Source organism: Bacillus sp. LR_5 (genome assembly GCF_042709275.1).
Window position 1 is genome coordinate 1 of sequence record NZ_JAVAXX010000200.1, and the last position, 12255, is coordinate 12255.

General features: G+C 43.3%; 10 protein-coding genes and 1 pseudogene. 9 read left to right on the forward strand and 2 right to left on the reverse strand.

Features of this window, described 5'->3' with window-relative positions; genetic code table 11:
* Positions 1-74 precede the first annotated feature (74 nt).
* Positions 75-1988 (forward strand): metal-transporting ATPase PfeT, encoded by a 1914-nt coding sequence (gene pfeT / locus RAC86_RS27395; protein ID WP_377886229.1) that lies wholly within the window; start codon positions 75-77, stop codon positions 1986-1988.
* Between the two features lie 38 nt (positions 1989-2026).
* Here the strand turns inward: pfeT and RAC86_RS27400 are convergent, their stop codons facing one another.
* Positions 2027-2230 carry a hypothetical protein gene (locus tag RAC86_RS27400; protein WP_015715796.1) on the reverse strand — a complete coding sequence of 68 codons (204 nt, stop codon included), beginning with the start codon at positions 2228-2230 and terminating at the stop codon, positions 2027-2029.
* Between the two features lie 165 nt (positions 2231-2395).
* Here RAC86_RS27400 and papB point away from each other — a divergent pair, with 165 nt between their 5' ends.
* The 8 genes and pseudogenes from papB (at position 2396) to splB (ending at position 11505) form a co-directional block, all read left to right on the forward strand.
* Positions 2396-3490 carry a di/tri-peptidase gene (gene papB, locus RAC86_RS27405; protein ID WP_121591735.1) on the forward strand — a complete coding sequence of 365 codons (1095 nt, stop codon included), beginning with the start codon at positions 2396-2398 and terminating at the stop codon, positions 3488-3490.
* Positions 3491-3771: 281 nt separating this feature from the next.
* Positions 3772-4736: pseudogene (locus RAC86_RS27410) on the forward strand (LacI family DNA-binding transcriptional regulator).
* 62 nt (positions 4737-4798) lie between these two features.
* The gene (glcT, locus tag RAC86_RS27415) at positions 4799-5665 is read left to right on the forward strand and encodes a glucose PTS transporter transcription antiterminator GlcT (RefSeq protein ID WP_024571340.1); all 867 of its coding nucleotides are present in this window, start codon (positions 4799-4801) and stop codon (positions 5663-5665) included.
* A gap of 228 nt (positions 5666-5893) precedes the next feature.
* The gene (ptsG, locus tag RAC86_RS27420) at positions 5894-7993 is read left to right on the forward strand and encodes a PTS glucose transporter subunit IIABC (protein ID WP_003244661.1); all 2100 of its coding nucleotides are present in this window, start codon (positions 5894-5896) and stop codon (positions 7991-7993) included.
* A 97-nt stretch (positions 7994-8090) separates the two neighbouring features.
* Positions 8091-8357, forward strand: coding sequence for a phosphocarrier protein HPr (locus RAC86_RS27425; protein ID WP_003154654.1), 267 nt, complete (start codon positions 8091-8093; stop codon positions 8355-8357).
* A complete protein-coding gene (gene ptsP / locus RAC86_RS27430; protein ID WP_003218638.1) occupies positions 8357-10069 on the forward strand; it encodes a phosphoenolpyruvate--protein phosphotransferase in 1713 nt (570 codons plus the stop codon). The genes RAC86_RS27425 and ptsP overlap by 1 nt, the downstream gene beginning before the upstream one ends.
* A 90-nt stretch (positions 10070-10159) precedes the next feature.
* Positions 10160-10399, forward strand: coding sequence for a splAB operon transcriptional regulator SplA (gene splA, locus RAC86_RS27435; protein WP_003218644.1), 240 nt, complete (start codon positions 10160-10162; stop codon positions 10397-10399).
* 77 nt (positions 10400-10476) lie between these two features.
* Entirely contained in the window at positions 10477-11505 is a 1029-nt protein-coding gene (splB, locus tag RAC86_RS27440) for a spore photoproduct lyase (protein WP_003245173.1), read from the forward strand.
* A gap of 14 nt (positions 11506-11519) precedes the next feature.
* Here splB and RAC86_RS27445 read toward each other — a convergent pair whose 3' ends face one another.
* Complete coding sequence (locus RAC86_RS27445) at positions 11520-12200, reverse strand: GNAT family N-acetyltransferase (protein WP_326147579.1); 681 nt, start codon at positions 12198-12200, stop codon at positions 11520-11522.
* Between the last annotated feature and the right edge of the window lie 55 nt (positions 12201-12255).

Genomic DNA, 12255 nt, shown 5'->3' on the forward strand with positions numbered 1-12255 from the left:
TTTTGGGCAGCGATTTTGTTTTTATAAGAGAAATGAAGATGATTTACGTTCTCAATTAGAGAGGAGAATTCGATATGAATGAACAAGTTATCGTTCAACGCGACCCGCATGAGCCATTGAAAACAGACAAGAGGGAAAAAAACTGGGCACAGCACGCAGAGCTTATTGCAGCACTTGTATCAGGCGCTCTTATTTTGGCAGGCTGGCTCTTATCCGGATATCAGGTATTATCCATAATACTTTTCTTGCTGGCTTTTGTGATCGGCGGATTTGCTAAAGCAAAGGAAGGAATCGAAGAAACACTCGAATCCAAAACGCTGAATGTAGAACTTTTAATGATTTTCGCTGCCGTTGGTTCCGCCTTGATCGGATACTGGGCAGAGGGTGCTATTTTAATATTTATTTTTTCCTTAAGCGGAGCTTTAGAAACATACACGATGAATAAAAGCAGCAGAGATTTAACGTCTTTAATGCAGCTTGAGCCTGAAGAAGCGACATTGATGGTCAATGGTGAAACCAAAAGAGTTCCGGTTTCAGACTTGCAGGCCGGTGATATGATTGTGATCAAACCTGGAGAACGCGTAGCGGCAGACGGTATCATTGAATCGGGCTCGACAAGTCTTGACGAGTCGGCTTTAACAGGTGAATCAATGCCTGTAGAAAAAAACAGAGGCGACGCTGTATTCACAGGAACGGTGAATCGCAATGGCTCCTTGACTGTCCGTGTCACGAAAGCAAATGAAGATTCGTTATTCAGAAAAATTATCAAACTGGTTGAATCAGCGCAAAATAGTGTTTCACCCGCGCAGGCTTTCATCGAACGATTTGAAAATGCTTATGTGAAAGGTGTGCTAATTGCGGTGGGGCTCCTTTTATTCGTCCCGCACTTTGCGATGGGCTGGAGCTGGAGTGAAACCTTCTATCGCGCAATGGTGTTTATGGTTGTCGCGTCACCTTGTGCGCTTGTCGCCTCTATTATGCCGGCGGCGCTGTCCCTGATTTCAAATGGCGCCCGCAACGGTATGCTTGTGAAAGGAAGCGTCTTTCTTGAACAGCTGGGCTCAGTGCAAATGATCGCCTTTGATAAAACCGGCACTGTAACAAAAGGCCAGCCTGCCGTAGAGACGATTAGAATAGCAGAAGGATTCAGTGAAGCGGAAGTTCTTGAGGCTGTCTATGCCATCGAAATGCAATCAAGCCATCCGCTCGCCCAAGCCATAACGGCGTACGCTGAAAGCCGCGGCGTGAATCAGTCTGGCTACATATCTATAGAAGAAACCTCAGGGTTTGGCGTTATGGCAGAAGTGTCGGGTGCGAAATGGAAGGTCGGTAAAGCAGGTTTTATCGGCGAGGAAATGGCAGCACAATTTTTGAAACAAACAGCATCAGATGTCATTCAAAGCGGTCATACAATTGTATTTGTGAAAAAGGATGATCAAATAGCAGGCTGTATCGCACTGAAGGACCAAATCAGGCCTGAAGCAAAAGAGGTCATGGAAGAACTGAACCGACTTGGGATTAAAACGGCCATGCTGACAGGAGATCACGAAGACACGGCTCAAGCGATTGCCAAGGAAGCCGGCATGACAACTGTCGTAGCAGAATGCCTGCCTGACCAAAAAGTGAATGAAATCAAACGGTTAAAAGAAGAATTCGGAACGATTGCAATGGTGGGTGACGGAATCAATGATGCGCCGGCACTCAAAGCGGCGGATGTCGGCATTGCGATGGGCGGCGGAACAGATGTAGCACTTGAAACCGCTGATATGGTCCTCATGAAAAACGATTTGAAAAAGCTCGTAAACATGTGCCGCTTGTCTCGGAAAATGAACAAGATCATCAAACAAAATATCGTGTTTTCTCTAGCTGTAATCTGCCTGCTGATTTGTGCAAACTTTTTGCAGGTGATGGAATTGCCATTTGGCGTGATTGGTCATGAGGGCAGCACGATTTTGGTCATACTAAACGGTTTAAGACTCCTAAAATAAAACCAGCAGCCCTAATCAGGCTGCTGGCTTTTTATGTATCAAGCTTTCCCTTCATTTTTGTCTTTTTCAGATCTTTTCATAACCAGGATGAGAGCGAGGATGCAGCAAAGGAAACCCGCTGCACAGCCTATGATAGAGCTGTAATAATAAAAGCCCACCATCTTCATCCCGATAAAAGGAGCGGAAATTCCCAAAACTGTTAAGAGCATAACTGCTTTTCGTCTGAAAAAATTCATCAGCAAACGGAACAACCCCCCTGCGATTGAACGTTACTGTCAGTATACAGGAAGAGGAGCAGGAAATAAAATGCATTAGAAAATGAAGGCGTCGTGAAAGGCAAACACCGGTAAAACCTGTTACAATGGAAGACAGAACAATGCATTGCAAATGGCAGGGAGGAACAAGAAGTGAATAGAATACAACGCGTCTCTTCATGGCTGAAGGAAGCGGGGCATACTGCCGCATTTATTCATACGAAAGAAAATGTTTTTTACTTAACCGGTTTTTACACAGAGCCGCATGAAAGATTAATGGGGTTATTTGTTTTTCAAGAAGAGGAGCCTTTCTTTGTTTGTCCAGGAATGGAAGCAGGACAGGCCCGCAACGCAGGCTGGAATCATGAAATCATTGGCTATGCGGATCACGAAAATCCGTGGGAGCTGATAGAGAAGGCCTTGAAAAAGCGAAATATCAGCATACATACGCTTGCGGTAGAAAAGGATTCAATCTCGCTATCACGTGCAGAACAGCTGAAGCATGCGACTGGCGGGGCTCAATTTGTTTCAGCAGAAGAAACACTCAATCAATTTCGCCTGATTAAAGATGACAATGAGATTCGTTTGCTGAAAGAGGCGGCAAAGCTTGCAGATTACGGTGTTGAAGTCGGCACAGCCGCTTTGCGTGAAGGCATCAGTGAAGTGGAAGTGCTCGCTCAAATTGAGTATGAGCTGAAGAAAAAAGGAATTCAGGGCATGTCTTTCTCTACAATGGTTTTATTCGGAGAAAAATCTGGCCAGCCTCATGGAAATCCTGGTACAGCCACGTTGAAGAAAGGTGATTTTGTATTATTTGATCTCGGTGTTATTCTTGACGGCTATTGCTCTGATATTACAAGAACGTTTGCTTACAAAACCATCAATCCGAAGCAGGAGGCCATTTACGAGACTGTGCTTCAAGCGGAAAAAGCCGCGATTGAGGCAAGCAAACCCGGTGTGAGAATCGGAGATCTGGATTTAACTGCCCGCGGAATCATTGAAAAAGCGGGATACGGTGATTATTTTCCTCACCGGCTTGGGCATGGACTCGGAATTTCTGTCCATGAGTATCCATCAATGAGCCAGGCCAACGATACACTGCTGCAGGAAGGCATGGTCTACACGATCGAACCGGGGATTTATGTGCCTGAGATCGGCGGCGTGCGCATTGAGGATGACGTTCACGTAACAAAGGACGGAGCAGTTGCTCTGACCCAATATCCAAAGGAATTAATCATACTGCCGTAATAGAAATAAAAAAGGACTTTGTTCTCGACATCGTCCTTTTTTATCTGCATTAAATAAAAAAATCATCAAATGTTCGAAAGGGTTTAATTTCATGTTTTTGGTTGAGAGGTTTTACAGCAAGACAGCTGCCACCGAGAACAGTGAGACATAACCCAATTAAAATGAAGAAACCCATGTGATCTTCTCCTTTCAGCTTAAAACACAAAAAGATATCTGGTACGTCCATATCATATTGTATGAAACGCATTCCAGATCAAGGGGATTTAGAAAGAAGGGAATCTATGGCTAATATTAAAAACATTGCAGAAAAAGCCGGTGTCTCTGTTACAACGGTTTCCCGAGTCATAAACAATCATCCATACGTCAGTGAAGACAAACGAAAAAGAGTGTTTGAGGCAATGGAATCATTGGAGTACACGAGAAATATTCACGCTGTACATTTGTCGAAAGGATTTTCAAACATGATTGGTGTTGTCTTGCCGACGGTTAATCTGCCATATTTTGCAGAGCTGATTGCAGGAATAGCCGACGCAGCCGCGGAATCTGGGGTTCACCTCTCTTTATTCCAAACAAACTATGAGGTACAAAAAGAAATCTTTGCGCTTTCCCAATTAAAGCAGCGCCAGGTTGACGGCCTGATTTTTTGCTCAAAGGCGCTTGCTGATGAGAAACTCATGGAATGGGAGGGCCCGATTTTGCTTTGCCAGAATTCAGATAATGCCCGCTTCCCAACCATCAGCATTCCTCACCAAGAAGCATTTCGGAACGGCTTGGACTATTTAATTGCCAAAGGGCACAAAAAATAGCCATCTGTTTGGCAAGAAAAAAAGGCATGAACAGCCATTTTCGAATCAAAGCCTACAAAGAGGCATTGGAAGAGATCGGCGAGGCATTTCGTGAAGACTGGGTAGTTGAGAAAGCGATTACAATCAATGATGGGAAGGCGCTTTTTCAAAAATGGAAAACGTGGAAGGAAAAGCCGACGGCTATTTTTGTTGCCAATGACCAAGTCTCAGCAGGGCTTTTTCTTGAAGCAAAGAACCAGCGGGTGTCAGTACCGGATGAGCTTGCAATCTTAAGCGTTGATAACCACGAAATCAGCCAAGCGCTTGGAATCACAACGATCGATATTCAGACAAGGGAAATGGGAAAGCAGGCATTTGCCATACTGGAAAAAAGAATTCAAGGGCAGCCGATTGAAAGGAAAGTTCTGGATTACCGTCTCATCGAAAGATCGACTGTTTAGTGAATGCATTGAAAAAAGGTTTGACGTGCCTTCCGTTCGTTATGTACGATATGAGGTATTGAATGACAAAGGAGCTGAGGATCGTGAATGGGTCCTTCACAGTGAAAAAGGTACTGAATAATAACGTATTAATTGCTTCTCATCATAAATACAGCGAAGTCGTTTTAATCGGAAAAGGTATTGGTTTCGGAAAAAAACAAGATGATGTCATTGAAGATAAAGGCTACGATAAAATGTTCATTTTAAAAGACGAGAAGGAACAAAAACAGTTTAAAAAGCTCCTTGACTATGTTGATGAAAACCTCGTTGATATTTCAAACGATGTCATCTATCACATAAGCAATAGGACTAATCACTCATTAAATGAACATATTCACATTGCGTTGACAGACCATATCGCATTTGCGATCAAAAGGCAGCAGCAGGGATTTGATATGAAAAATCCATTTTTAATGGAGACTCAGTCACTATATCCTGAGGAGTACCAAATTGCCAAAGAAGTCATAGATATGATCAATGAAAAAGCGGGAATCTGCCTTCCTGAAGGGGAGATTGGTTTTATCGCTCTGCATATCCATTCAGCGTTGACAAACCGTCCGCTGTCCGAGGTCAATCAGCACTCTCAGCTCATGGCGCAGCTTGTCGAGGTGATTGAAGACTCATTTCAAATGAAAGTAAATAAGGAAAGTGTCAACTATTTGCGGCTGATCAGGCATATCAGATTTACAATAGAAAGAATTAAAAAAGAAGAACCGACTAAAGAACCAGAAAAATTAATGTTGTTATTGAAAAATGAATATCCGCTATGCTACAATACAGCTTGGAAATTGATTAAAATCTTGCAGCAAACATTGAAGAAACCAGTTCATGAGGCGGAAGCGGTTTATCTGACGCTTCATCTGTACCGATTAACCAATAAAATTTCATAAATTCAGTTTATCCTTATAACGTGTTACTGATTCGATCAGGCATGAGTGATTGAGGGAAAAAAACGGGAAGTTCATTCTCGTTCTTTTGCGCACCCAATTTTGCTCATGCCTTTTTGTTGTGTAAAAGGGCAAATGTAAACGGTTAAACTGGAAGACTTACGCCTGTGAATTCGTTGTCATGATTTTTAGCTGTAAGGTCAGACTAGTAAAAAGAGGAGGTCAATTCTTATGTTTAAAGCATTATTCGGCGTTCTTCAAAAAATTGGGCGTGCGCTTATGCTTCCAGTTGCGATCCTTCCGGCTGCGGGTATTTTGCTTGCGATCGGGAATGCGATGCAAAATAAGGACATGATTCAGGTCCTGCATTTCTTGAGCAATGACAATGTTCAGCTTGTAGCAGGTGTGATGGAAAGCGCTGGGCAGATTGTTTTCGATAACCTTCCGCTTCTTTTCGCAGTAGGTGTAGCCATCGGGCTTGCCAATGGTGATGGAGTTGCAGGGATTGCAGCAATTATCGGTTATCTTGTAATGAATGTATCCATGAGTGCGGTTCTTCTTGCAAACGGAACCATTCCTTCGGATTCAGTTGAAAGAGCCAAGTTCTTTACGGAAAACCATCCTGCATATGTAAACATGCTTGGTATACCTACCTTGGCGACAGGGGTGTTCGGCGGTATTATCGTCGGTGTGTTAGCTGCATTATTGTTTAACAGATTTTACACAATTGAACTGCCGCAATACCTTGGTTTCTTTGCGGGTAAACGTTTCGTTCCAATTGTTACGTCAATTTCTGCACTGATTCTGGGTCTTATTATGTTAGTGATCTGGCCTCCGATCCAGCATGGATTGAATGCCTTTTCAACAGGATTAGTGGAAGCGAATCCAACCCTTGCTGCATTTATCTTCGGGGTGATTGAACGTTCGCTTATCCCATTCGGATTGCACCACATTTTCTATTCGCCGTTCTGGTATGAATTCTTCAGCTATAAGAGTGCAGCAGGAGAAATCATCCGCGGGGATCAGCGTATCTTTATGGCGCAGATTAAAGACGGCGTACAGTTAACGGCAGGTACGTTCATGACAGGTAAATATCCATTTATGATGTTCGGTCTGCCTGCTGCGGCGCTTGCCATTTATCATGAAGCAAAACCGCAAAACAAAAAACTCGTTGCAGGTATTATGGGTTCAGCGGCCTTGACATCCTTCTTAACGGGGATCACAGAGCCATTGGAATTTTCTTTCTTATTCGTTGCTCCAGTCCTGTTTGCGATTCACTGTTTGTTTGCGGGACTTTCATTCATGGTCATGCAGCTGTTGAATGTTAAGATTGGTATGACATTCTCCGGTGGTTTAATTGACTACTTCCTATTCGGTATTTTACCGAACCGGACGGCATGGTGGCTTGTCATCCCTGTCGGCTTAGGGTTAGCGGTCATTTACTACTTCGGATTCCGATTTGCCATCCGCAAATTTAATCTGAAAACACCTGGACGCGAGGATGCTGCGGAAGAAACAGCAGCACCTGGGAAAACAGGTGAAGCAGGGGATCTTCCTTATGAGATTCTGCAGGCAATGGGTGACCAGGAAAACATCAAACACCTTGATGCTTGTATCACTCGTCTGCGTGTGACTGTAAACGATCAGAAAAAGGTTGATAAAGACCGTCTGAAACAGCTTGGCGCTTCCGGAGTGCTGGAAGTCGGCAACAACATTCAGGCTATTTTCGGACCGCGTTCTGACGGGTTAAAAACACAAATGCAAGACATTATTGCGGGACGCAAGCCTAGACCTGAACCGAAAACATCTGCTCAAGAGGAAGTAGGCCAGCAGGTTGAGGAAGTGATTGCAGAACCGCTGCAAAATGAAATCGGCGAGGAAGTTTTCGTTTCTCCGATTACTGGGGAAATTCACCCAATTACGGATGTTCCTGACCAAGTCTTCTCAGGGAAAATGATGGGTGACGGTTTTGCGATTCTCCCTTCTGAAGGAATTGTCGTATCACCGGTTCGCGGAAAAATTCTCAATGTGTTCCCGACGAAACATGCGATCGGCCTGCAATCCGACGGCGGAAGAGAAATTTTAATCCACTTTGGTATTGATACCGTCAGCCTGAAGGGCGAAGGATTTACGTCTTTCGTATCAGAAGGAGACCGCGTTGAGCCTGGACAAAAACTTCTTGAAGTTGATCTGGATGCAGTCAAACCGAATGTACCATCTCTCATGACACCGATTGTATTTACAAACCTTGCTGAAGGAGAAACAGTCAGCATTAAAGCAAGCGGTTCAGTCAACAGAGAACAAGAAGATATTGTGAAGATTGAAAAATAAGGGTGTTAGTACGCCGTGCTTGTCAGATGACAAGTACGGTTGTATGATATAATATTGTGAAGTAATTAAGCTTTAAGTTAAAAGGAGAATGATAAAAATGGCACAAAAAACATTTAAAGTAACTGCAGATTCTGGAATCCATGCTCGTCCTGCGACAGTTCTTGTACAAACTGCTAGCAAATACGACGCTGACGTTAATTTAGAATATAACGGCAAAACAGTTAACCTTAAATCTATTATGGGTGTTATGTCTTTAGGTATCGCTAAAGGCGCTGAGATCACAATCTCTGCTTCCGGAGCTGACGAAAACGATGCTCTTAACGCTTTAGAAGAAACAATGAAAAGCGAAGGACTCGGCGAGTAATGCAAGAATTAAAAGGGATTGGTGCTTCAGCCGGCATCGCGATTGCAAAAGCATACCGGCTTGAAGAGCCAGATTTAACGGTTGAAAAGAAAAACATCTCTGATTCTGAAGCGGAAGTAAGCCGTTTTGATGAAGCGATTGCACGTTCAAAAGAAGAGCTCGAAAAAATCAAAGAGCACGCTTTGAAAGAACTGGGTCAGGATAAAGCTGATATTTTTTCTGCTCACCTTTTAGTTCTCAGTGACCCTGAGCTTCTGAACCCTGTGAAAGAAAAAATCAGCACTGATTCAGTGAACGCTGAATTCGCTTTAAAAGAAACGTCTTCTATGTTCGTTACCATGTTTGAATCTATGGACAACGAATATATGAAAGAGCGTGCGGCAGATATCCGCGATGTAACAAAACGCGTAACCGGCCACCTGCTTGGCGTCGAAATTCCAAACCCAAGCATGATCTCAGAAGAGGTTATTATTGTAGCTGAAGACTTAACACCGTCTGACACAGCCCAATTAAACCGTGAGTTCGTAAAAGGATTCACTACTGATATCGGCGGACGCACATCTCACTCTGCCATCATGGCACGTTCTCTTGAGATTCCAGCAGTTGTTGGAACGAAAGCGGCTACAGGCACGATCCAAAACGGCGTGACTGTTATCGTTGACGGTATCAATGGCGATGTCATTATTGACCCATCTGCGGAAACTGTAAAAGAGTATGAAGAAAAACATAATGCTTATTTGGCTCAAAAAGCTGAGTGGGCGAAGCTTGTCAATGAACCGACTGTCTCAAAAGACGGACATCATGTAGAGCTTGCAGCGAACATCGGTACTCCTGATGATGTAAAAGGTGTTCTTGAAAACGGCGGAGAAGCAGTTGGCCTTTACCGTACAGAATTCCTTTACATGGGAAGAGATCAGCTGCCTACAGAAGATGAGCAGTTTGATGCTTACAAAACGGTTCTTGAGCGTATGGAAGGAAAATCAGTCGTCGTGCGGACACTTGATATCGGCGGAGACAAAGAGCTTCCTTACCTGCAGCTTCCTAAAGAAATGAACCCGTTCCTGGGATATAGAGCGATTCGTCTTTGCCTTGAAGAGCAAGAAATCTTCAGAACACAGCTTCGCGCGCTGCTTCGTGCAAGTACATACGGAAACTTGAAAATCATGTTCCCTATGATTGCGACAGTTAACGAATTCAAAGAAGCAAAAGCGATCCTTCTTGAAGAGAAAGAAAAGCTCGTAAAAGCGGGACAGGCTGTATCTGACGATATTGAAGTCGGAATGATGGTTGAGATTCCGTCAACTGCAGTCATCGCTGATCAGTTTGCTAAAGAGGTTGATTTCTTCAGTATCGGAACAAACGATTTGATCCAATACACAATGGCAGCTGACCGTATGAATGAACGTGTATCTTACCTGTATCAGCCATACAACCCGGCAATCCTTCGCTTAATTACACTGGTAATTGAAGCAGCACACAAAGAAGGAAAATGGGTTGGCATGTGCGGAGAAATGGCAGGAGACGAGATTGCGATTCCAATCCTTCTCGGCTTAGGCTTAGATGAGTTCTCAATGAGCGCAACGTCTATTCTTCCGGCAAGAACACAGATCAGCAAATTGTCTAAACAAGAAGCTGAGTCATTCAAAGAGAAAATCTTATCTATGAGCACGACAGAAGAAGTTGTCGCGTTCGTAAAAGAAACATTCAAGTAATGTAAAAAAACCAGACGGCCTCCGGCCTGTCTGGTTTTTTTCATAAGTAAGGGCATAGAAGGACACAATAACATGGCTAGGAGGGATAGTATGTCAAACCAATTTAACGCAGGAGATACTGTTTATGTGATCTACAGAAATCCGCACGCTGCCAATGTAGCTCACATAAAGGAAGCCGAAATTGTGCACCATCCATACCATGAAGGCGAGCTTTCCCTGTTTATTTATGAAACCTATCATCCGTTCGCAGAGGACGATGCTGTGTTTGCAAGCTATGAAGAAGCTAAATCGCTTTACAAAGAACTGTTTGATATTGATCCGTATGAGTAACAAGGAAATCATTACAACTCATATCCTTTCCGCCTAGTGAGAAAAGTAACGTTAGTAAAGGAAAAGGATGTGGCATCATGCAGAACCCATTTGTTCCGCAGCTTGTGTATATAGAACCGAGGGCGCTGGAATATCCGCTGGGCCAAGAATTACAAGATAAATTTGAGAATATGGGTATTGAAATCAGAGAAACGACATCCCACAATCAGGTGCGTAATATCCCTGGGAAAAATCATCTTCAGCAATATCGCAATGCGAAATCAACTTTAGTTATCGGTGTTCGGAAAACATTAAAGTTTGATTCATCCAAACCCTCGGCCGAATATGCCATTCCGTTTGCAACAGGCTGCATGGGGCATTGTCATTACTGCTACCTGCAAACAACCATGGGATCAAAGCCGTATATCAGAACTTATGTAAACGTCGAAGAGATTTTAGATCAGGCAGATAAGTATATGAAGGAGCGCGCACCAGAGTTCACAAGGTTCGAAGCATCATGTACGTCAGACATTGTAGGAATTGATCATCTGACACACACGCTGAAGCGCGCCATTGAACATTTTGGCCAAAGTGATCTCGGAAAGCTCCGATTTGTAACGAAATTTCATCATGTCGATCACCTATTAGACGCAAAGCATAACGGGAAAACGAGATTCAGATTCAGTATTAATGCCGACTATGTGATTAAAAACTTTGAGCCGGGAACTTCACCTCTTGATAAGCGGATAGAAGCGGCAGTAAAAGTTGCAAAAGCAGGCTACCCGCTAGGCTTTATTGTTGCTCCGATTTATATTCATGAAGGCTGGGAAGAAGGATACAGACATCTGTTTGAAAAGCTAGATGCTGCTTTGCCGCAGGACGTTAGACATGACATTACGTTTGAATTAATTCAACACCGTTTTACAAAACCGGCCAAACGAGTGATAGAGAAAAATTATCCGAAGACGAAGCTCGAATTAGATGAAGAAAAGCGCCGTTATAAATGGGGCCGTTACGGGATCGGAAAATATATTTATCAGAAAGATGAAGAGCATGCACTTCGAGAGGCACTTGAATCCTATATTGATACCTTTTTCCCTAACGCAAAAATTGAATATTTCACTTAAACGGGCTGTTGTGATCAACAGCTCGCTTTTTTATAAAAAGGATTTTTCCATTCCATCAAAACGCCGTAATTCAATGATTCTTTATCCTCCAAATAATTGCTGACTACACGAATAGGTGAACGCCCGCAACGGAGGAGAAAGGACAGCACAGGGTCGTTTTTCCTGCCTTCCATCACATCTTCAACGTACTGAACAGCGCTGATCTCGTGTGCGTATTTATAATACAAAGGAATGCGGCCGCCGCCGAGAAGGCGTTCCAGTCTTTTATCAACAGTCAGCTCATACATCGTATTCATCAGCCATTTTCCGATTCCAAGCTTTCGATAATGAGGAGAAACAGAAATATCCACTACATATAAAGTATTTCCATGAGGTTCATGATTTTTAATCGATCCGTTGTCAGTTGCTTGTGCCCATGTATGATCAGGAGAATCAGGCTCAAATTGTACAATAAGAGCAGTCATGGAACCGATAATTCTGTCATTGATGAGCGCGCATAAAGCGCCTTCCGGAAAGGTTTTGATATGGCTGGCAAGCTGGTCCTCTGACCACAGCAATTCCTGGGGAAACGGAGGAGGGAAACATTCTTCTTGAAGAGAAATCAGCCTCTCGATGTCAGTCTCAGTGTAGTTTCTAATGGTCAGAGCCTCAAATTTTCTGCCGTCATGCACATACATTTGTTTTAGTATGATCATCACTCTCCTTATGTTGTTTCATTATAACGAAGATTGAATTTTCAGTAAATATATT